The sequence below is a fragment of the Pseudomonas sp. 1121_17 genome (assembly GCF_052850745.1).
The window spans coordinates 226,852-247,395 of the sequence record NZ_VXCX01000003.1 but is presented as its reverse complement, the minus strand read 5'-3'; the positions used below and the strand labels follow the sequence as shown (position 1 = coordinate 247,395).

The window sequence follows — 20,544 nt, the reverse complement described above, 5'->3', positions numbered from 1 at the left end:
GCGACATCGCTGGGGCTGGCGCCACGGCTGGCTGCCGAATGCCCGCGGTTAAGCGCGTTGAGTAGCATGCTGTTACATATTCTGCGGCAGCCTGCGACTATTGTGCAGCGGCAGATGGCCTTAACTCCCCGCTAACATATTGTTTCAATTGCGGTCCTAGCGCTGTGAGCGTTTCTCCAATTTGACAGGATTTTTTACCGATGCAGTCAGCCTATACCGTCCTCATCCTGCTGACGCTGGTAAGCGTGTCCAAGCTGGTCGGGCGCTTGATCCCGCTGCCGTTGCCGTTGGTACAGATCGCGGCAGGCGCATTATTGGCGTGGCCCAGCCTGGGTTTGCATGTGGCATTGGAGCCGGAGCTGTTCCTGTTTCTGTTCCTGCCGCCGCTGCTGTTCGCCGATGGCTGGCGTATCCCCAAGCGGGAGCTGTGGCGCATGCGCGGCCCGGTCATCGCCCTGGCCGTTGGGCTGGTGCTGTTTACCGTGGTCGGCGCGGGTTACTTCATTCATTGGCTGCTGCCGAGCATTCCGCTGCCGGTGGCGTTTGCCCTCGCCGCCGTGCTGTCGCCGACCGATGCAGTGGCCGTCTCGGCCATTGCCCAGGACCGACTGCCGACGCCGTTGATGCACATGCTTCAGGGCGAAGCCTTGCTCAATGATGCCTCGGGCCTGGTGACCTTCAAGTTCGCCCTGGCAGCGGCCATTACCGGGGTGTTTTCGCTCACCGACGCGAGCTTGTCGTTCGTACTGGTGGCCTTGGGAGGGCTGGCCGTTGGCGTGGCGTTGAGCTGGCTGGTCGGGCGGCTACGCGCGTGGATGATCACCCGCGGCTGGGATGATCCGGCCACCCATGTGGTGTTCATGCTGTTGCTGCCGTTCGCGGCCTATGTACTGGCCGAGCGTCTTGGTGTGTCGGGCATCCTTTCGGCGGTAGCCGCAGGCATGATGCAGAGCTGGCTGGATCTGCTGCCGCGCCAGACCAGCACTCGGCTACTCAATCGCAGCGTCTGGTCGTTGCTTGAGTTCGCCTTCAACGGTTTGATCTTCTTGCTGCTGGGCCTGCAGTTGCCGGACATCATCAAGGCAGTGGTCAGCCACGAAACATCGCTGTGGCCGGCGCTCGCCTTCCGCTGCCTGGAAGTGCTGGCAATCTTTGCGGCGCTGATCGTGCTCCGGTTCATCTGGGTACAGAGCATCTGGCGGGCGATTGGCGTGGTACGCCGCTGGCGCGGCAAGCCTGAACTGGTGTTGGTGCCGACTGCACGTTCCTGCTGGCTGTTGACCCTGGGCGGCGTGCGCGGTGCGGTGACCTTGGCGGGCGTGATGTCGGTGCCGTTGTTGATCGGTGCCGGGGAGGCGTTCCCGCAACGCGACTTGCTGATCTTTATTGCCGCCGGGGTGATTCTGTTGTCGTTGCTCAGTGCATGCATTGCCTTGCCGCTGCTCTTGCGCGGCATTACCCAGAGCCCGGACGAGCGCTTGCAGCAGGAAGTGCGGGAGGCGTGGCGGCTTACCGCAGAGGCAGCGATCCATGCCCTCGAAGCCGAGGAGGTGGTCGATGCCAACGCTGCTCAGGATGCGGCTCAGGCAACCTTGGCGGTCGAGCTCAAGGCGCGGCTGATGGCCGAGTATCGCGATGAACTGGCCAGCTACAATGACAGCGCCGAAGCCCGTGAGCTGGCGCACCAGATGGACTTGCTCGAGCGGCGCCTGCGTTTGCGTGCGCTGCGTGCCCAGCGCCTGGAACTCTATAGCCTGCATCGCCAGCACCTGGTAGGTGATGAGGTCGTGCGCCAGGTGCTGGGCGATCTGGACATGAGCGAGGCCAACCTTGGACAGGTTCGCTAGGTTCAGTCGTGCGGGTAGGCCAGGCGCATCAGCTCAAGGTCCTTTTCGCTGAGCTGGTGGTTGCGTGCGATTTCAAAATCGCCAATGGTCTGCCATTGCGCGACGGCATAATGCATGATCGACAACGGGTCGTAAGCGGTTTTTATCATGGCTGTATCAGTCTGCACCTCCAGATACTGCTGGTACACATCCTGTGCAGTCCAGCCAGCGCCTTGGAGCGTGGCGATGAGCGCCTGTTCGTTCCACGGGATATTGGCATCAGGGTGGGTGTGTTCGTGCTGTAGTCCGAGGGCGTGGCCGAACTCATGCAGCACTGTACATTCAAACCACTCTTCGCCGGGAGCGACGTTCAGGCACATGGTCTCGTCGGTATGGGCCAGCGCATCGGTGCCGAAGTCTGATTCATTGTGCAGGACATCCTTGCCGGTCAGAACCCTGATCTGGGCATTGGCATCGTTGTCTTCGGCCAGATCCAATTCCAGATTCGCCTCGGACAGGTCAGTCCACTGGCTCGCCAGTTCGAAAATTGCCATTTTCAGGCTTCGATCAGGTGAGCCCATGAACGAGATCCACAGCGTGCGGCCCGGCTCCCACAAGTGCGTGTGTTTGACGAGGCCGCGTTTGTGTCGCCCGCCACTACTTACGCCTCTGTTGCGTGGGTTTTCGGCGATCGCCAGGTCGTAGGAGAGCTGCTCTGGGATGCGGTTGCGGCAACAAGGCCGGGAATCGATGATCATCGGGAAAGCTCCTGGTCAATTGATGGACCACGAGCTTCGCCGATCGGCTATGCAGCTGTGCCTTACATATATCAGCTTGTAACTGGCTCAGCGGCGTTCAAGGAAGCGCTGGATACGCGACGCCGCCTCGATGCACTCATCCAATGGTGCGACCAAGGCCATGCGCACACGGCCTGCGCCTGGGTTGACGCCGTCGACTTCGCGGGACAGGTATGAACCCGGCACGACGGTGACATGTTCAGCTTCGAACAGATCGCGTGTGAAGTCAGCATCGCAACCCGGCACCTTGGCCCACAGGTAGAAGCTGCCGTCGGGCCGCTGCACGTTCATAACGGGCTGGAGAATCTCCAGCACGGCGTCGTACTTGGCCCGGTACTGGTCGCGGTTGGCCCGCACGTGGGTTTCGTCCTGCCAGGCGGCCACGCTGGCCAGCTGGGTTTGTACGGGCATGGCGCAGCCGTGATAGGTGCGGTACAGCAAAAACGGCTTGATGATCTGCGCATCGCCCGCGACAAAGCCTGAGCGCAGGCCGGGCAGGTTGGAGCGCTTGGACAGGCTGTGGAACACCACGCAGCGCTTGAAGTCGCTGCGACCCAGCTCGGCGCAGGCGGTGAGCAGGCCCGGCGGCGGGTTTTCTTCGTCGAAGTACAGCTCGCTGTAGCATTCGTCGGAGGCAATCACGAAGTCATGCTCGTCGGCCAGGGCGATCAGCTTTTTCAGCGTGTCCAGCGGCACCAGCGCGCCGGTCGGGTTGCCTGGCGAGCACAGGAACAGGATCTGGCAGCGTTGCCAGGTCTCGGCCGACACTGCGTCGAAGTCAGGGTTGAAACCGTTGTCTTCCAGGCACGGCAGGTAGTGCGGGGTGGCACCGGCCAGCAGCGCTGCACCTTCGTAGATCTGGTAGAACGGGTTGGGGCTGATCACCAGGCCATCGTCGGCGCGGTTGACCACCGCCTGGGTGAATGCAAACAGGGCCTCGCGGGTACCGTTGACCGGCAGGATGTGACGGTCAGCGTCAAGCCAGCCGCCGGGCACATTGAAGCGGCGCTCGCACCACTGGCCAATCGCCTGACGCAGGGCCGGCAAGCCCAGCGTGCTTGGATACACCGCCAGCTTGTCAAGGTTGTCTGCCAGGGCCTTGGCTACAAAGGTCGGCGACTCGTGCTTGGGTTCGCCGATCGACAGGGCAATGGCACGTTTGTCAGCGGCGGGCTGCACGCTGCCGAGCAGGGCGCGCAGCTTCTCGAACGGGTAGGGCTGCAGCTGGGTCATGGCTTGGTTCATCGGCACGAGGTCTCGTCAATCATCTAGATAGTCAGGCGGGCAGGGCTGTTGTCGCTGCCTTGGCTGGGCTGCAACTGCTGGACCAACGCTTCTTGCAGGCGGCTGCACAGTTGCGGGTCGGACAGCGGCTGGTTGTTGGCGTCGGTAATGAAGAACACGTCTTCGACCCGCTCGCCGAGAGTGGCGATCTTGGCGTTTTGCAGCGACAGGTCGAACTCGAGGAAGATCCGCCCGATCCGTGCCAGCAGGCCAGGCCGGTCGGGAGCCGTGATCTCGAGAATGGTCACCGCGCGCTGGGCATCATTGAGGATGGTCACCTGCGGCGCAAAGGTGAAGTGCTTGAGCTGACGCGGGACGCGCCGCTGGATGATGGTCGGGTAGTCTTCCGGGTTGCGCAAGGCTTCGGTCAAACCGTCGCGAATCTGCTTGACCCGCTGCGGATTGTCGCCGATCGAGCCGCCGTCGTTGTCCAGCACGATGTAGGTGTCGAGGGTGAACTGGCTGCTCGAAGTGATGATGCGCGCGTCGTGGATGTTCAGGTTCAGCTGCGACATCGCCGCCACTGTCACGGCAAAGAAGTCGTGCTGGTCGGGCGCATAGATGAAGATCTGCGTGCCACCTTCGAATTCGCGCTGGGTGGTTTCCTTGATCAGCACCAGCGGGCCGCCGTCAGCCGGCTGCTGCAGGATTGCATCGCTGTGCCAGGCGACGTCGGCGGCGGTGTGCTTGAGGAAGTAGTCGTCACCCAGTTGCGACCAGAGCTGCTCGACGTCGTCCGGGTCGGTGCCTTCGCGGATCAGGATGTCCAGCGCAGCGCTTTGTGTCTGGCGGATCTGCTCTTCGCGGTCTAGCGGGTTTTCCAGGCCGCGGCGCAGGGCACGCTTGGTCTCGCTGTAAAGCTGGCGCAGCAGGCTGGCGCGCCAGGAGTTCCACAGCGTCGGGTTGGTCGCGTTGATGTCGGCAACGGTCAGTACGTAGAGATAGTCGAGGCGCGTTTCATCGCCGACGTGCAGGGCAAAATCATTGATCACCTGCGGGTCGGAGAGGTCCTTGCGCTGGGCCGTGGTCGACATCATCAGGTGGTTGCGCACCAGCCAGACGATCAGCCGAGTGTCCCAGGTTGGCAACTGGTGGCGTTCGCCGAACGCCTGCGCATCGACTGCGCCGAGCTCGGAGTGGTCGCCCTGACGGCCCTTGCCGATGTCGTGATAGAGCCCGGCCAGGTAGATCAGCTCGGGTTTGGGCAGACGGCCCATGAGCTTGCTGGCCAGCGGGAATTTCTCTGATACCGGGGTGTACTGCAATTTGCGCAGGTGCTTGATTAGGTTGAGCGTATGCGCATCGACCGTATAGATGTGGAACAGGTCATGCTGCATCTGCCCGACGATCAGGCCGAACTCGGGCAGGTAACGGCCAAGAATGCCGTAGCGGTTCATCCGGCGCAGGTTTCGGTGGATGCCGATCTCGCACTTGAACAGCTCGATGAACAGGCTGGTGTTGCGGATATCGTTGCGAAAGTCATCGTCGATCAAGTGCCGATGGGCGCGCAGCATGCGCACGGTATCGGCGCGCACGCCCTTGATTTCGGGGTGCTGGGCCATCAGCACGAACATCTCGAGCATGGCAAACGGGGTGCGCTTGAACACGTTCTGATGGGCGGCCTCGATGTAGCCATCATGCAGCCGGAAGCGGGCGTTGAGCGGCTGGGTGGTGCCGCTGTCTTCGTCCGCCAGAATCACTTCTTCGAAATGCTGGATGATCAGGTCGCAGAGCTGGCTGATGCTCATCACCACCCGATAGTACTGCTGCATGAACTGCTCGATGGCACGCTTGGGATTTTCGTCGCTGAAGCCGAGCAAGGCGGCGATGCTGCGCTGGTGATCGAACAGCAGGCGGTCTTCGGCGCGGCCGGCGAGCATGTGCAGGGCATAGCGCACCCGCCAGACAAAGGCCTGGGACGATGCCAGCAGTTCGTTTTCGCTCTCCAGCAAAAAGCCTTCGCCGGCCAGGGCGTGCAGGTTCAAGGTGCCGTACTGGCGGCGCGCGACCCAAAGCACGGTCTGGATATCACGCAGGCCGCCGGGCGATCCCTTGACGTTGGGTTCGAGGTTGTATTCGGTGTCGTTGTACTTGTGGTGGCGGGCCTTGAGTTCGGCGCGCTTGGCCAGGAAGAACTCCTTGCTCGGCCACAAGTGCGAGGTACTGGTGGCCTCGAGCATGCGCTGACGCAGGGCTTCGGGGCCGCAAATGGTGCGGCTTTCCATCAGGTTGGTGATCACCGTCAGGTCGGCGCGGGCCTGCTCGACGCACTCGTCGACACTGCGCACGCTCTGGCCGACTTCAAGGCCGATGTCCCAGAGCAGGGTCAGTAGCTGTTCGATGGCGTCGCGATACTGCTCGTGCTGGGCGCCGTCGAGCAGAATCAGCAGGTCGATGTCCGAGTACGGGTGCAGTTCGCCGCGGCCATAGCCGCCCACTGCGATCAGGGCGATCGTTTCGGGTGGTTGCCAGTCGAACTGGCTCCAGGCCTGTTGCAGGATGTTGTCGACGAACCAGGCGCGATCTTCGATCAGCCGGCGGATGTCACGGCCTTCGCGAAAGCGCCGATCGAGTACCTCGCGGGCCAGGCGGATAGCCTTCTTGAAGGCTGCGATGGGGCTTGCCTTGAGCGCCAGTTCCGCCTGGAACTGGCCGCGGTCGAACAGCTCGGGATCCACCTGGGGCATCGAGTCGCTTTCCTGAAAGTGTTAGGCCGACGTGCGGGGGATGGTGTCGTCTTTGCGCAGGGTGAAGATCTCGTAACCGGTCGCGGTAACCACCAGGGTGTGCTCCCACTGCGCCGACAGCTTGCGGTCCTTGGTGATGGCCGTCCAGCCGTCGCCCAGAACCTTGGTGTCGGCCTTGCCCTGGTTGATCATCGGCTCGATGGTGAAGGTCATGCCTTCCTTGAGCTCCATGCCAGTGCCGGCACGGCCGTAGTGCAGGATCTGCGGTTCTTCATGGAAAACCTTGCCGATGCCGTGACCGCAGAACTCGCGCACCACCGAAAAACCGTTCTTCTCGGCGTGCTTCTGGATCACTTCGCCGATGTCGCCCAGGCGGCAGCCCGGCTTGACCAGCTCGATCGCCTTGTACATGCATTCCTGGGTGACCTTGGACAGGCGCTCGGCCCACACCGGCACGGTGCCGACATGGAACATGCGGCTGGTATCGCCGTGGTAGCCGTCCTTGATCACGGTCACGTCGATGTTCAGCGTGTCGCCATCCTTCAATGGCTTGTCGTTGGGGATGCCATGGCAGACCACGTGGTTGATCGAGGTGCAGATCGACTTCGGGTAGCCTTTATAGTTGAGCGGGGCCGGGATGGCCTGCTGAATGTTGACGATGTAGTCGTGGCACAGGCGGTCGAGCGCTTCGGTGGTAACGCCGGGCTTGACGTGTGGCTCGATCATCTCCAGTACTTCAGCGGCCAGGCGGCCGGCGATGCGCATCTTTTCGATGTCTTCTGCAGTCTTGATGGTAACGGTCATTGACAGGCTCTCTACGGCGCCGTGCAGGGCGCGAACAAACGGGAAAGGCCAGATTCTACCAGAGCGAGGCGCCCATCTGTCGGCAGAAAGGCCCGCTGGCGGCTCTCTATATGAGGCATTTTGGCGCGATTGCGGGCCCGCTGCAAAAAGCACTGACGGATGCGACAGGATTGCAGTTCCGTCAGCGCCGAGTCTGTGGTATAAAGTGCGCCGCTTTCGGGGACGACCTCGACTGCCTTAACCCACACACGTGTCGACACGATGACCTGGGTGCCCCGACCGCTTCGGCGACGTGGGTTGGTCATTGGGATACGTGGAGGCCCAACCCGACTTATCAAGGAACAATCATGTCCCAAGTCAATATGCGCGATATGCTGAAGGCCGGTGTGCACTTCGGTCACCAGACCCGTTACTGGAACCCGAAAATGGGTAAATACATTTTCGGCGCGCGTAACAAGATTCACATCATCAACCTGGAAAAAACCCTGCCGATGTTCAACGACGCTCTGTCGTTCGTCGAGCGCCTGGCCCAGGGCAAAAACAAGATCCTGTTCGTCGGCACCAAGCGTTCCGCCGGCAAACTGGTCGCCGAGCACGCTGCTCGCAGTGGTTCGCCATACGTCGACCACCGCTGGTTGGGCGGCATGCTGACCAACTACAAGACCATCCGCGCTTCGATCAAGCGTCTGCGTGATCTTGAAGTCCAGGCTGAAGACGGTACCTTCGCCAAGCTGACCAAGAAAGAAGCTCTGATGCGTTCGCGCGATCTGGAGAAACTGGACCGCAGCCTGGGTGGTATCAAGGACATGGGCGGTCTGCCTGACGCACTGTTCGTCATCGACGTTGATCACGAGCGCATCGCGATCACCGAAGCCAACAAGCTGGGCATCCCGGTTATCGGCGTTGTCGATACCAACAGCAGCCCGGAAGGTGTTGATTACATCATCCCAGGCAACGATGACGCCATCCGCGCAATCGAGCTGTACATGGCTTCGATGGCTGACGCTATCATCCGCGGCCGCAACCATGTTGCTGGCGGCACCGAAGTCTATGTTGAAGAAGCGGCGGCACCAGCTGCTGAGTAATTGACGCCTGGCGTCTACTTGGCACGCGAAAAGGGGGCTTGGCCCCCTTTTTGCCACCTGAAATCCTCCTGTCAGCAATACCGCCGCATGATGACCTCCTGCTGGCAACAAGACAGTGGATTAGCAGAATTGAACGCCCGTGAAGAGCGGGTGGAATGGTTGAAAAACTTTCCAAGAGGATTTTGAAATGGCAGCAATTACTGCAGCGCTGGTCAAAGAACTGCGCGAGCGTACCGGCGAAGGCATGATGGATTGCAAGAAAGCCCTGGAAAAGGCTGACGGCGATATCGAAAAAGCCATTGACGACATGCGTGCCTCCGGCGCCATCAAGGCCGCCAAAAAGGCTGGCAACGTTGCCGCTGAAGGCGCTATCGCCATCAAGGCCGACGACAAGTCCGCCGTCCTGCTGGAAGTGAACTCGCAGACCGACTTCCTGGCTCTGCAAGACGACTTCAAAAACTTCGTTGCTGAAAGCGTGGAACAGGCTTTCAACGACAAGCTGACCGACGCTGCCCCGCTGATCGCTGCGCGCGAATCGGCGCGTGAAGCACTGGTCGCCAAGGTTGGTGAGAACGTCAACATCCGTCGCCTGGTGCGCGTTGAGGGTGACGTTGTTGGTGCCTACCTGCACGGCAACAAGATCGGTGTTGCGGTTGTTCTGAAGGGCGGCGATGTTCAGCTGGCCAAAGAAATCGCCATGCACGTTGCTGCGTCGAACCCTGAGTTCCTCGATTCGTCGGAAATCTCCGCCGAGGCCATAGAGCGCGAGAAGGCTGTCTTCCTGCAGCTGAACGCTGACAAGATCGCCGGCAAGCCGGAAAACATCGTTGAGAACATGATCAACGGTCGTATCACCAAGTTCAAAGCCGAAGCCTCGCTGAAAGAGCAAGCTTTCGTCATGAACCCGGAGATCAAAGTCGGCGAACTGGCCAAGAAGGCCGGTGCTGAAATCGTTTCCTTCACCTACTTCAAAGTAGGCGAAGGCATCGAGAAGCCGGTCGACAACTTCGCTGAAGAAGTTGCCGCCCAGCTGGCTGCTGCCAAGCAGTAAGACAGCCTCGTCTGTCGCCCCAAAGAGGCTGCCCGCTCACGCGCGCAGCCTCTTTGTCAAACCGGCACCAGGTTTATCCGGCCTGGTACCGCTGGCGCTGAAGCAGCGCCACGCTACAGTTAGCTGGCTGTAACCCAGCCCGCGCAGAATTTTCTTAAAAACGCCGCAGGAGAGACTCGCAATGGCTCAGCAGGTGAGTGGTCGCCAACCTCGCTATAAACGCATTTTGCTCAAACTTAGCGGCGAGGCCCTGATGGGCTCGGAAGAGTTCGGGATCGACCCGAAAGTGTTGGACCGCATGGCCCTCGAAGTGGGTCAGCTGGTCGGCATCGGTGTCCAGGTGGGTCTGGTCATCGGCGGCGGCAACCTGTTCCGCGGTGCAGCGCTCAGCGCCGCCGGCATGGATCGGGTTACCGGCGACCACATGGGCATGCTCGCCACGGTGATGAATGGCCTGGCCATGCGCGACGCCCTTGAGCGTTCGAACATCCCGGCACTGGTCATGTCGGCCATCTCCATGGTCGGCGTCACCGACCATTACGATCGTCGCAAAGCTATTCGCCACCTCAACTCCGGGGATGTGGTAATTTTCTCCGCCGGTACCGGCAACCCGTTCTTCACCACCGACTCCGCAGCCTGCCTGCGCGGCATCGAAATCGATGCAGATGTAGTGCTGAAGGCGACCAAGGTCGACGGTGTGTACACTGCCGATCCATTCAAGGACCCGCACGCCGAGAAGTTCGATCGCCTCACCTATGATGAGGTTCTGGATCGCAAGCTGGGTGTGATGGACCTGACCGCAATTTGTCTGTGCCGCGACCACAAAATGCCATTGCGTGTATTCAACATGAACAAGCCTGGCGCCCTGCTGAATATCGTGGTGGGTGGCGCTGAAGGTACTTTGATCGAGGAAGGCCAAGCATGATCAACGAAATCAAGAAAGATGCTCAGGAACGTATGACCAAATCGCTGGAATCGCTCCAGCATGCGTTCAGCCGCATCCGCACCGGTGTTGCTCACCCAAGCATTCTCGAAGGCGTGATGGTGCCGTACTACGGCGCGGATACGCCGATCAAGCAAGTGGCCAGCATCACAGTCAAGGATTCGCGCACCCTGCAGGTCGTTGCTTTCGAGCGCAACATGCTCAGCGCGGTCGACAAGGCTATCGGTAGCGCAGGCCTCAACCTGAACCCGACCAACCTGGGCGAGCTGCTGCTGATCACCATGCCAGCGCTTACCGAAGAAACCCGCAAGGGCTTCACCAAGCAGGCCCGTGAAGCTGCTGAAGATGGCCGTGTCGCCGTGCGCAACATTCGTCGTGATGCGCTCAGCCAGCTCAAGGACCTGGTCAAGGAAAAGGAAATCAGCGAAGACGAAGAGCGTCGTGCGGCTGATGACATCCAGAAGCTGACCGACAAGTTCGTCGCGGATATCGAAACTGCCGTGAAGGCGAAGGAAAAGGACCTGATGGCCGTCTGAGGCCAGGGTTCTCTTCATGGAAAAGACCAAGCAAGCGGCGCCGTCAGGGGTGCCGCGCCACGTCGCGATCATCATGGACGGCAACAATCGCTGGGCGAAGAAGCGTCTGCTGCCCGGTGTTGCCGGGCATAAAGCTGGCGTGGATGCTGTGCGCGCGGTGATTGAGGTATGTGCCGAGGCGGGTGTCGAAGTCCTGACCCTGTTCGCCTTCTCCAGTGAAAACTGGCAGCGCCCGGCCGATGAGGTCGGCGCGTTGATGGAGTTGTTTTTCACAGCCTTGCGCCGCGAGGCCCGGCGCCTCAATGACAACAACATCAGCCTGCGCATCATCGGTGATCGCAGCCGCTTTCATCCGGAGCTGCAGGCCGCCATGCGCGAGGCCGAAGCGGCAACCGCCGGCAGCAATCGCTTCATCCTGCAGGTCGCTGCCAATTATGGTGGTCAGTGGGATATCGCCCAGGCGGCGCAACGGCTGGCCCGTGAGGTTCAGGCTGGGCATCTGCGCCCGGACGACATCACTCCGGGGTTGTTGCAGGCCTGTCTGTCGACCGGCGACCTGCCGCTGCCTGACTTGTGTATTCGTACCGGCGGCGAGCATCGCATCAGCAACTTCCTGCTGTGGCAGCTGGCTTACGCCGAGCTGTATTTCTCCGACCTGTTCTGGCCGGACTTCAAACACGAGGCCATGCGTACCGCGCTGGCCGATTTCGCTTCGCGCCAACGCCGCTTTGGGAAAACCAGCGAGCAGGTCGAGGCTGGAGCTCGTGCTTAATGCTTAAACAACGCATCATTACTGCGCTGATCCTGCTGCCGATTGCACTGGCTGGATTCTTTCTTCTGCAGGGCGGCGACTTCGCCCTGTTCATCGGCTGTGTGGTCACCTTGGGCGCCTGGGAATGGGCGCGTCTGGCCGGCTTGATGGCTCAACCAATGCGCATCGCTTATGCCGCTGTGGTGGCTGCGGCGTTGATGCTGCTGTACCTGTTGCCCGAACTGGCGCCTTGGGTGCTCGGCGCAGCGGTGATCTGGTGGGGGTTGGCGACCTGGCTGGTGCTGACCTACCCGCGCAGTAGCGAACTGTGGTCGAGTGCCGCCTGCCGCCTGCTGATCGGCTTGCTGGTGCTGCTGCCGGCCTGGCAAGGCCTGGTGTTGCTCAAGCACTGGCCGCTGGGTAACTTCCTGATTCTCTCGGTGATGGTGCTGGTGTGGTCTGCCGACATCGGTGCGTACTTCTCCGGTCGCGCGTTCGGCAAGCGCAAGCTGGCCCCTCACGTCAGCCCCGGCAAGAGCTGGGAAGGCGTGTATGGCGGCCTTGGCGTCAGCCTGCTGATCGCCTTGGGCGTAGGCCTGGTGCGTGACTGGAGCATCGGCCAACTGCTGCTGGGCCTGCTGGGTGCGGTAGTGGTGGTGATGGCTTCGGTGGTGGGTGACCTCACTGAAAGCATGTTCAAACGCCGCGAAGGCATCAAGGACAGCAGCAACCTGCTGCCGGGCCATGGCGGTGTGCTTGACCGCATCGACAGCCTGACCGCTGCCATCCCGATGTTCTCCGTGCTGCTGTGGGCCGCTGAATGGGGTGTCATGTGAGCCGTAGGCAACGGATCACGGTGCTTGGCGCTACCGGTTCGATTGGTCTGAGCACGCTTGACGTGATTGGCCGTCACCCAGAGCGCTACCAAGTATTTGCTCTCAGCGGTTATTCCCAGGTCGAGCAGCTGCTGGCGCTGTGTTTGCGTCATAGCCCAGCGTTTGCTGTGGTACCAAGCGCTGACGCTGCGCTGCGCCTGCGTGCGGATCTGGCGGCGGCGGGCAGTGCTACCGAGGTGCTCGAAGGCGAGGCCGGCCTTTGTCAGGTGGCTGCAGCCAGCGAAGTCGACGCGGTAATGGCTGCGATCGTCGGTGCTGCTGGCTTGCGTCCAACCCTGGCGGCGGTTGAGGCCGGCAAGAAGGTTCTGCTCGCCAACAAGGAAGCGCTGGTTATGTCCGGCGCGTTGTTCATGGACGCAGTACGGCGCAGTGGCGCGGTGTTGCTGCCGATCGACAGCGAGCACAATGCCATTTTCCAATGCTTGCCCGGCGATTATGCGCTTGGTCTGGGTGCAGTTGGCGTGCGCCGCATCTTGCTGACGGCCTCCGGCGGGCCGTTCCGCGAAACGCCATCGGCGCAGCTTGAAGCAGTCACGCCCGAGCAGGCCTGTGCCCATCCCAACTGGTCGATGGGGCGCAAGATTTCGGTCGACTCGGCGAGCATGATGAACAAGGGCCTCGAGCTGATCGAGGCTTGCTGGCTGTTCGATGCTGCTCCAGCTCAGGTCGAAGTCGTGGTGCATCCGCAAAGCGTGATCCACTCATTGGTGGATTACGTCGATGGTTCGGTGCTCGCCCAATTGGGTAATCCGGACATGCGCACGCCGATTGCCAATGCGCTGGCCTGGCCAGAGCGGATCGACTCCGGCGTTGCCCCGCTTGACCTGTTCGCCATCGCCCGGCTGGATTTTCAGGCGCCCGATCCGCAACGCTTCCCCTGCCTGCGCCTGGCGCGTCAGGCGGCAGAAGCCGGCCACAGTGCACCTGCGGTACTCAATGCGGCCAATGAAGTGGCAGTTGAGGCATTCTTGCAGCGGCGTATCCGCTTCCCGGAGATCGCGGGTATGATCGAGCAGGTGCTCGAACAGGAGCCAGTTGTGCCACTGACGTCGCTGGATGCGGTGTTTGCTGCCGACCAGCGCGCGCGGGAGCTGTCCCGGGAATGGCTGCGGCGGAACGGCCGCTGATGCGTGCTCGCTCCAGGGTTGTCCTGAACGTCTTTCGGAGATGGATATGACTGCGCTCTACATGATCATCGGTACCCTGGTTGCGTTGGGCGTGCTGGTCACCTTCCACGAATTTGGTCATTTCTGGGTTGCGCGCCGTTGCGGGGTCAAGGTGCTGCGTTTCTCGGTAGGCTTCGGCACCCCGCTGCTGCGCTGGCACGACCGGCATGGCACGGAATTCGTGGTTGCGGCCATTCCGCTGGGCGGTTACGTGAAGATGCTCGACGAACGCGAGGGCGAAGTGCCGCCGGCGCTGATCGAGCAGTCGTTCAATCGCAAGCCGGTCGGCCAGCGCATCGCCATTGTCGCCGCGGGGCCGATCGCCAACTTCCTCCTGGCAATCGTGTTCTTCTGGCTGCTGGCCATGCTTGGCACCCAGCAGGTACGGCCGGTCATCGGTGCGGTCGAGGCGGGTAGCCTGGCCGCCAGTGCCGGCCTCGCTGCTGGCCAGGAAATCGTCTCGGTGGACGGCAAGGCGACCAATGGCTGGTCTGCGGTCAACCTGCAACTGGTGCGCCGCCTTGGCGAGAGCGGCACCCTGCGCGTGGGTGTGCTGGACGAGGGCAGCACTGCCGAGAGGCAACACGAGATCAACTTGAATCAGTGGCTGCGCGGGGCGGATGAACCCGATCCAATCCAGTCGCTGGGTCTGCGCCCGTGGCGCCCGGTGATTGCCCCGGTACTGGCCGAAATCGACCCGAACGGGCCGGCGGCGGCAGCGGGGCTGAAAACCGGTGACAAGCTGCTGAGCCTGGATGGCATTGCCCTCAACGACTGGCAACAAGTGGTCGACAGCGTGCGTGCCCGCCCAGAGGCCAAGGTGCAGCTGCGGATCGAGCGCGATGCTGCGGTGCTGGATGTTGCGGTAACCCTGGCGCGCAAAGGCGAAGGCCAGGCCTCCGGTGGTTACCTCGGGGCAGGGGTCAAAGGTGGCGAATGGCCGGCGACGATGCTGCGCGAAGTCAGCTATGGGCCGCTGGCCGCGATGGGCGAAGGCCTGACGCGGACCTGGAACATGAGCATTCTGACCCTTGAGTCGTTGAAGAAAATGCTGTTCGGCGAGCTCTCGGTAAAAAACTTGAGCGGACCGATAACCATTGCTAAAGTGGCGGGCGCTTCAGCCCAGTCGGGCGTTGGGGATTTCCTGAATTTCCTGGCCTACCTGAGCATAAGCCTGGGGGTTCTGAACCTGCTGCCCATTCCAGTACTGGATGGGGGGCATCTGTTGTTCTACCTGATCGAGTTGGCACGCGGCCGTCCGCTGTCGGATCGGGTGCAAGGTTGGGGGGTCCAGATCGGTATAAGTTTGGTCATAGGGGTGATGTTGCTCGCCCTGATCAACGATCTGGGTCGACTATAAAGCTTCGCTCAATTGCAAACCTGCCGCCTTTTTGCGGCGGGTTGTTTATTGCCAGTTGGAATAAAAGGACTTCATGAAACGTCTGCTGCTAACTGCGGTCCTCTCCGCACTGATGATCGCTGAAGTTCACGCTGAGTCCTTCACCATCTCCGATATCCGCGTCAACGGCCTGCAGCGGGTTTCCGCCGGCAGCGTGTTCGGCGCACTGCCTCTGAACGTGGGCGATCAGGCTGACGACCGTCGCCTGGTGGATTCCACCCGCTCGCTGTTCAAGACTGGCTTCTTCCAGGATATCCAGCTGAGCCGCGACGGCAACGTCTTGATCATCAATGTGGTCGAGCGTCCGTCGGTAGCCAGCATCGAGATCGAAGGCAACAAGGCGATCAGCACTGAAGACCTGATGAAAGGTCTTAAGCAGTCTGGTCTGGCCGAAGGCGAGATCTTCCAGCGCGCCACCCTCGAGGGTGTGCGTAACGAACTGCAACGTCAGTACGTGGCCCAGGGCCGCTACTCGGCCGAGGTCGAAGCTGAAGTCGTGCCACAGCCGCGTAACCGGGTTGGCCTGAAGATCAACATCAACGAAGGCACGGTTGCCGCGATCCAGCACATCAACGTGGTGGGCAACACCGTGTTCGATGATGACGAGCTCGGCCAGCTGTTCGAGCTGAAAACCACCAACTGGTTGTCGTTCTTCAAGAACGACGACAAGTATGCCCGCGAAAAACTCTCCGGTGACCTCGAGCGTCTGCGCTCCTACTATCTGGACCGCGGCTACATCAACATGGACATCGCTTCTACCCAGGTGTCGATCACCCCGGACAAGAAGCACGTCTACATCACCGTCAACATCAATGAAGGTGAGAAGTACACCGTTCGTGACGTGAAGCTGTCCGGTGACCTCAAGGTTCCGGAAGACCAGGTCCAGTCGCTGCTGCTGGTGCAGCCAGGCCAGGTCTTCTCGCGCAAAGTGATGACCACCACGTCCGACCTGATCACCCGTCGTCTGGGTAACGAAGGCTATACCTTCGCCAACGTCAACGGCGTGCCGCAGGCGCACGATGAAGACCACACCGTCGACATCATGTTCGTGGTCGACCCGGGCAAGCGTGCCTACGTCAACCGCATCAACTACCGCGGCAACACCAAGACCGAAGACGAAGTGCTGCGTCGCGAAATGCGCCAGATGGAAGGCGGCTGGGCTTCGACCTACCTGATCGACCAGTCCAAGACTCGCCTTGAGCGTCTGGGCTTCTTCAAGGAAGTCAACGTCGAGACCCCGCCTGTGCCGGGTACCGATGACCAGGTCGACGTCAACTACAGCGTTGAAGAGCAGGCCTCCGGTTCGATCACCGCCAGCGTCGGTTTCGCCCAGAGCGCCGGCCTGATCCTCGGTGGTTCGATCAGCCAGACCAACTTCCTCGGTACCGGTAACAAGGTTTCGATCGGTCTGACCCGCAGCGAATACCAGACCCGCTACAACTTTGGCTTCGTTGACCCCTACTGGACTGCCGATGGCGTCAGCCTGGGTTACAACGCCTTCTACCGCAGCACCGACTACGACGACCTCGACGTCGACGTGGCCAGCTACGCAGTAGACAGCCTGGGTGCCGGTGTCAGCGTCGGTTACCCGATCAGCGAGACATCGCGTCTGACCTACGGCCTGAGCGTGCAGCAGGACAAGCTGAAGACCGGTCGCTACACCGTTGACGAGATCTTCGACTTCGTCGACAAAGAGGGCGACAACTTCCTCAACTTCAAGGCGTCTGTCGGCTGGTCCGAATCGACCCTGAACAAAGGTGTACTGGCCACCCGTGGTCACTCCCAGAGCCTGACCCTGGAAAGCACCGTGCCGGGCAGCGACCTGTCGTTCTACAAACTGGACTACCGTGGCCAGCTGTTCAAGCCGCTGTCCAACGATTACACCCTGCGTCTGCACACTGAGCTGGGTTACGGTGACGGTTATGGCAGCACCTCTGGTCTGCCGTTCTACGAAAACTACTACGCCGGTGGTTTCAACTCGGTACGTGGCTTCAAGGACAACACCCTCGGCCCGCGCAGTACGCCGAGCAAGGGTAACCGTCCGGGTACCGCGGCTGACCCCGATCAGGATCCGTTGGCCTTCGGTGGCAACGTGCTGGTGCAGGGTGGTGTCGAGTTGCTGTTCCCGCTGCCGTTCGTCAAGGACCAGCGCTCGCTGCGCACCTCCGTGTTCTGGGACGTGGGTAACGTGTTCGACACCAACTGCGGTTCCAAGCCTGATTGCACCAAGGTCGGCTTCTCGGACATGGCCAGTTCGGTTGGCCTGGGCGTAACCTGGATCACTGCGCTGGGCCCGTTGAGCTTCAGTTTGGCAATGCCGATCAAGAAGCCGGCAGAAGCCGAAACCCAGGTGTTCCAATTCTCTCTGGGGCAGACCTTCTAAGGTCGGCCCCGTGCTAAACGACAACGGATTCTCCAGGAGTGCATCGTGCGTAAGTTGACCCAACTGGCCTTCGTGGCTGCGGCGCTGGTCGCCACCCCCGCTTTCGCCGAAATGAAAGTGGCTGTGCTGAACTATCAGATGGCACTGCTCGAGTCGGACGCCGCCAAGCGTTACGCCGTCGATGCCGAGAAGAAGTTCGGCCCGCAACTGACCAAGCTCAAGGGCCTGGAAAGCAGCGCCAAAGGCATCCAGGACCGTCTGCTCAAAGGCGGCGACAAGATGCAGCAGCAAGAGCGTGAGCGTCTTGAGCTCGAATTCAAGCAAAAAGCCCGTGACTTCCAGTTCCAGTCCAAGGAACTCAACGAAGCCAAGGCCGTTGCCGACCGTGACATGCTCAAGCAGCTCAAGCCGAAGCTGGACGGTGCTGTTGAAGAAGTGATCAAGAAAGGCGGCTTTGACCTGGTGCTCGAGCGCGGCGCAGTGATCGATGTCAAACCGCAGTACGACATCACTCGCCAAGTCATCGAGCGCATGAACCAAGCCCGTTGATATGATCGTGACCATGACGCTCGGCCAATTGGCCGAGGCGCTCGGCGCTACCCTCAAGGGGCCCGAGGCGCTGCAGATTACCGGGCTGGCCACCTTGCAGGAGGCCGGTCCCGGGCAATTGAGCTTTCTCGCCAACCCGCAGTACCGCAAGTACCTGGACAATTCCCAGGCTTCTGCGGTTCTGCTCAAGGCAGCAGACGCCGAAGGCTTCGCCGGCAACGCCCTGATCGTCGCCGACCCGTATCTGGCTTACGCGCGCATCTCTCACCTGTTTGATCCAAAGCCCAAGGCTGTAGCGGGGATTCACCCCAGCGCCGTGGTTGCTGATGACGCTCAGGTCGATGCCGATGCCAGCATTGGGCCGTTTGCGGTGATCGAGAGCGGTGCGCGCATCGCTGCCAATGTCACCGTGGGTGCGCACTGCTTCATTGGTGCGCGCTGTGTGATTGGCGAAGGCGGCTGGCTGGCCCCGCGGGTCACGCTGTATCACGACGTGACCATTGGTGCGCGGGTGACGATTCAGTCCGGTGCGGTAATCGGCGGCGAGGGCTTCGGCTTTGCCAACGAGAAGGGCGTCTGGCGCAAGATTGCCCAGATTGGCGGTGTGAGCATCGGTGATGATGTCGAGATCGGCGTCAATACTGCGGTAGACCGCGGTGCATTGGCGGATACCCAGATCGGCAACGGGGTCAAGCTCGACAACCAGATCCAGATCGCGCACAACGTGCAGATTGGCGATCACACGGCTATGGCCGCGTGTGTCGGCATCTCTGGCAGCACCCGCATTGGCAAGCATTGCACCATTGCTGGCGGTGTCGGCATGGTTGGCCATATCGATGTCTGCGACAACGTGTTCGTCTCCGGCATGACCATGGTTACCCGTTCGATCACCGAGCCGGGTGCCTATTCTTCCGGCACGGCCATGCAGCCGCTGGGCGATTGGCGCAAAAGTGCGGCGCGGATTCGCCAGCTCGACGATATGGCCAAGCGCCTGCAGCAGATGGAAAAACGCTTCGAGACCGTGACCTCAGGTGGCCAGCCGACATCAGAAGGCTGATACCATTTCCTGAGCCAAGAGTGATCCGTTGCTAGCTGGCTCCTCTATTGGATTGCTAAAGGAGCGTGTGGTCAGCACCTGCGCTCCCTATTCTTACTACAGGCTTCCCCCCGAAATGATGGACATCAACGAGATTCGCGAATACCTGCCTCACCGTTACCCGTTCCTGCTGGTGGACCGGGTCACGGAGCTGGACTTCGAGGCCCAGAGCATTCGTGCCTACAAGAATGTCAGCATCAACGAGCCGTTCTTCAATGGCCACTTCCCGGCCCACCCGATCATGCCAGGCGTGCTGATCATCGAAGCCATGGCCCAGGCGGCCGGGATTCTCGGGTTCAAGATGCTCGATGCCAAGCCGGCAGACGGCACGCTGTACTACTTTGTTGGCTCCGACAAGCTACGCTTCCGTCAGCCAGTGTTGCCAGGCGACCAGTTGGTCCTCGAAGCCAAGTTCCTCAGCCGCAAGAGCATGATCTGGAAGTTTGAGTGCCGTGCCCTGGTTGACGGCAAGCCGGTATGCTCGGCGCAGATTACCTGTGCGGAACGCTCCCTATGAATTCAATTGATCCGCGGGCTATCGTCGATCCTTCTGCCAGGCTGGCGGACGGTGTCGAGGTGGGCCCCTGGTCGATCATTGGTCCCGATGTCGAAATCGGGGAGGGCACAGTAATCGGCCCACATGTGGTACTCAAAGGGCCGACCCGGATCGGCAAGAACAACCGTATCTACCAGTTTTCCTCGATTGGCGAAGACACCCCTGACCTCAAGTACAAGGGTGAAGCAACGCGTCTGGTAATCGGCGACCACAACGTGATCCGCGAAGGCGTGACCATTCACCGCGGGACCGTTCAGGACCGTGCCGAAACCACCCTCGGCGATCACAATTTGATCATGGCCTATGCCCACATTGGCCATGACAGCGTGATCGGCAACAATTGCATTCTGGTCAACAACACTGCGCTGGCTGGCCATGTGCATGTGGGCGACTGGGCAATTCTGTCTGGTTACACCCTGGTTCATCAGTACTGCCATATCGGCGCTCACGCGTTTTCGGGCATGGGCACCGCGATCGGCAAGGATGTACCCGCGTTTGTCACTGTATTTGGCAGCCCGGCCGAAGCCCGCAGCATGAACTTCGAAGGCATGCGTCGGCGTGGATTCAGCGATGAAGTCATCCTCGCGCTGCGCAAGGCCTACAAAATGGTCTATCGCCAGGGCCTGACGGCTGACGAGGCTATTAACGAGTTGCAGGAGTTAGCTGCATTGCACCCTGAGGTCGAGCTGTTCCGTGCCTCCATCCAGAGCTCCGCTCGCGGCATCACCCGCTGAT

The 20,544-nt window shown here is 60.9% G+C and carries 18 protein-coding genes; 14 read left to right on the top strand and 4 right to left on the bottom strand.

What is annotated here, in order from left to right:
- Positions 1 to 200 precede the first annotated feature (200 nt).
- Complete coding sequence (locus FW789_RS08720; protein WP_103436319.1) at positions 201 to 1,847, top strand: Na+/H+ antiporter; 1,647 nt, start codon at positions 201 to 203, stop codon at positions 1,845 to 1,847.
- Positions 1,848 to 1,849: 2 nt separating this feature from the next.
- On the opposite strand, the gene FW789_RS08715 is transcribed toward FW789_RS08720, so the two are convergent.
- From FW789_RS08715 to map, 4 genes are all read right to left on the bottom strand, one after another.
- Entirely contained in the window at positions 1,850 to 2,584 is a 735-nt protein-coding gene (locus FW789_RS08715) for a M12 family metallopeptidase (protein WP_103436320.1), read from the bottom strand.
- 87 nt (positions 2,585 to 2,671) lie between these two features.
- Positions 2,672 to 3,868, bottom strand: coding sequence for a succinyldiaminopimelate transaminase (gene dapC, locus FW789_RS08710; RefSeq protein ID WP_446431338.1), 1,197 nt, complete (start codon positions 3,866 to 3,868; stop codon positions 2,672 to 2,674).
- 23 nt (positions 3,869 to 3,891) lie between these two features.
- Positions 3,892 to 6,594 carry a [protein-PII] uridylyltransferase gene (locus FW789_RS08705; RefSeq protein ID WP_103436322.1) on the bottom strand — a complete coding sequence of 901 codons (2,703 nt, stop codon included), beginning with the start codon at positions 6,592 to 6,594 and terminating at the stop codon, positions 3,892 to 3,894.
- A 21-nt stretch (positions 6,595 to 6,615) separates the two neighbouring features.
- A complete protein-coding gene (map, locus tag FW789_RS08700) occupies positions 6,616 to 7,398 on the bottom strand; it encodes a type I methionyl aminopeptidase (protein WP_103436323.1) in 783 nt (260 codons plus the stop codon).
- 347 nt (positions 7,399 to 7,745) lie between these two features.
- Between map and rpsB the strand changes: the two genes are divergently transcribed.
- From rpsB to lpxA, 13 genes are all read left to right on the top strand, one after another.
- Positions 7,746 to 8,483, top strand: coding sequence for a 30S ribosomal protein S2 (gene rpsB, locus FW789_RS08695; RefSeq protein ID WP_101317236.1), 738 nt, complete (start codon positions 7,746 to 7,748; stop codon positions 8,481 to 8,483).
- A 187-nt stretch (positions 8,484 to 8,670) separates the two neighbouring features.
- The gene (gene tsf / locus FW789_RS08690) at positions 8,671 to 9,534 is read left to right on the top strand and encodes a translation elongation factor Ts (protein WP_101317239.1); all 864 of its coding nucleotides are present in this window, start codon (positions 8,671 to 8,673) and stop codon (positions 9,532 to 9,534) included.
- Between the two features lie 181 nt (positions 9,535 to 9,715).
- Complete coding sequence (pyrH, locus tag FW789_RS08685) at positions 9,716 to 10,459, top strand: UMP kinase (protein ID WP_101317241.1); 744 nt, start codon at positions 9,716 to 9,718, stop codon at positions 10,457 to 10,459.
- Complete coding sequence (gene frr / locus FW789_RS08680; RefSeq protein ID WP_101317243.1) at positions 10,456 to 11,013, top strand: ribosome recycling factor; 558 nt, start codon at positions 10,456 to 10,458, stop codon at positions 11,011 to 11,013. Before pyrH ends, frr begins: the two co-directional genes overlap by 4 nt.
- 16 nt (positions 11,014 to 11,029) lie before the next feature.
- On the top strand, positions 11,030 to 11,785 hold the full coding sequence (uppS, locus tag FW789_RS08675) for a polyprenyl diphosphate synthase (RefSeq protein ID WP_103436325.1): 756 nt from the start codon (positions 11,030 to 11,032) through the stop codon (positions 11,783 to 11,785).
- Positions 11,785 to 12,600: a phosphatidate cytidylyltransferase gene (locus tag FW789_RS08670; RefSeq protein ID WP_446431337.1), complete on the top strand. Its 816-nt coding sequence runs from the start codon at positions 11,785 to 11,787 to the stop codon at positions 12,598 to 12,600. Before uppS ends, FW789_RS08670 begins: the two co-directional genes overlap by 1 nt.
- A complete protein-coding gene (gene ispC, locus FW789_RS08665) occupies positions 12,597 to 13,787 on the top strand; it encodes a 1-deoxy-D-xylulose-5-phosphate reductoisomerase (RefSeq protein WP_446431336.1) in 1,191 nt (396 codons plus the stop codon). The genes FW789_RS08670 and ispC overlap by 4 nt, the downstream gene beginning before the upstream one ends.
- A 46-nt stretch (positions 13,788 to 13,833) precedes the next feature.
- Positions 13,834 to 15,186: a sigma E protease regulator RseP gene (rseP, locus tag FW789_RS08660; RefSeq protein ID WP_103436328.1), complete on the top strand. Its 1,353-nt coding sequence runs from the start codon at positions 13,834 to 13,836 to the stop codon at positions 15,184 to 15,186.
- A 73-nt stretch (positions 15,187 to 15,259) separates the two neighbouring features.
- Entirely contained in the window at positions 15,260 to 17,608 is a 2,349-nt protein-coding gene (gene bamA, locus FW789_RS08655; protein ID WP_101317252.1) for an outer membrane protein assembly factor BamA, read from the top strand.
- A gap of 45 nt (positions 17,609 to 17,653) precedes the next feature.
- On the top strand, positions 17,654 to 18,157 hold the full coding sequence (locus FW789_RS08650) for an OmpH family outer membrane protein (protein ID WP_101317254.1): 504 nt from the start codon (positions 17,654 to 17,656) through the stop codon (positions 18,155 to 18,157).
- Position 18,158: 1 nt separating this feature from the next.
- The gene (lpxD, locus tag FW789_RS08645) at positions 18,159 to 19,214 is read left to right on the top strand and encodes a UDP-3-O-(3-hydroxymyristoyl)glucosamine N-acyltransferase (protein ID WP_446431335.1); all 1,056 of its coding nucleotides are present in this window, start codon (positions 18,159 to 18,161) and stop codon (positions 19,212 to 19,214) included.
- A gap of 115 nt (positions 19,215 to 19,329) precedes the next feature.
- Entirely contained in the window at positions 19,330 to 19,770 is a 441-nt protein-coding gene (gene fabZ / locus FW789_RS08640; RefSeq protein ID WP_101317259.1) for a 3-hydroxyacyl-ACP dehydratase FabZ, read from the top strand.
- Positions 19,767 to 20,543, top strand: a complete 777-nt coding sequence (gene lpxA / locus FW789_RS08635; protein ID WP_101317262.1) for an acyl-ACP--UDP-N-acetylglucosamine O-acyltransferase — start codon at positions 19,767 to 19,769, stop codon at positions 20,541 to 20,543. Before fabZ ends, lpxA begins: the two co-directional genes overlap by 4 nt.
- Position 20,544: the final 1 nt, after the last annotated feature.

What these genes read in the sequence shown, in the direction of transcription:
- rseP (WP_103436328.1), top strand. Translation starts at nt 13,834, where the DNA reads ATGACTGCGCTCTACATGATCATCGGTACCCTGGTTGCGTTGGGCGTG.
- pyrH (WP_101317241.1), top strand. Translation starts at nt 9,716, where the DNA reads ATGGCTCAGCAGGTGAGTGGTCGCCAACCTCGCTATAAACGCATTTTG.
- lpxD (WP_446431335.1), top strand. Translation starts at nt 18,159, where the DNA reads ATGATCGTGACCATGACGCTCGGCCAATTGGCCGAGGCGCTCGGCGCT.
- uppS (WP_103436325.1), top strand. Translation starts at nt 11,030, where the DNA reads ATGGAAAAGACCAAGCAAGCGGCGCCGTCAGGGGTGCCGCGCCACGTC.
- tsf (WP_101317239.1), top strand. Translation starts at nt 8,671, where the DNA reads ATGGCAGCAATTACTGCAGCGCTGGTCAAAGAACTGCGCGAGCGTACC.
- FW789_RS08715 (WP_103436320.1), bottom strand. Translation starts at nt 2,584, where the DNA reads ATGATCATCGATTCCCGGCCTTGTTGCCGCAACCGCATCCCAGAGCAG.
- bamA (WP_101317252.1), top strand. Translation starts at nt 15,260, where the DNA reads ATGAAACGTCTGCTGCTAACTGCGGTCCTCTCCGCACTGATGATCGCT.
- dapC (WP_446431338.1), bottom strand. Translation starts at nt 3,868, where the DNA reads ATGAACCAAGCCATGACCCAGCTGCAGCCCTACCCGTTCGAGAAGCTG.
- FW789_RS08720 (WP_103436319.1), top strand. Translation starts at nt 201, where the DNA reads ATGCAGTCAGCCTATACCGTCCTCATCCTGCTGACGCTGGTAAGCGTG.
- FW789_RS08670 (WP_446431337.1), top strand. Translation starts at nt 11,785, where the DNA reads ATGCTTAAACAACGCATCATTACTGCGCTGATCCTGCTGCCGATTGCA.
- map (WP_103436323.1), bottom strand. Translation starts at nt 7,398, where the DNA reads ATGACCGTTACCATCAAGACTGCAGAAGACATCGAAAAGATGCGCATC.
- rpsB (WP_101317236.1), top strand. Translation starts at nt 7,746, where the DNA reads ATGTCCCAAGTCAATATGCGCGATATGCTGAAGGCCGGTGTGCACTTC.
- lpxA (WP_101317262.1), top strand. Translation starts at nt 19,767, where the DNA reads ATGAATTCAATTGATCCGCGGGCTATCGTCGATCCTTCTGCCAGGCTG.
- FW789_RS08705 (WP_103436322.1), bottom strand. Translation starts at nt 6,594, where the DNA reads ATGCCCCAGGTGGATCCCGAGCTGTTCGACCGCGGCCAGTTCCAGGCG.
- frr (WP_101317243.1), top strand. Translation starts at nt 10,456, where the DNA reads ATGATCAACGAAATCAAGAAAGATGCTCAGGAACGTATGACCAAATCG.
- fabZ (WP_101317259.1), top strand. Translation starts at nt 19,330, where the DNA reads ATGATGGACATCAACGAGATTCGCGAATACCTGCCTCACCGTTACCCG.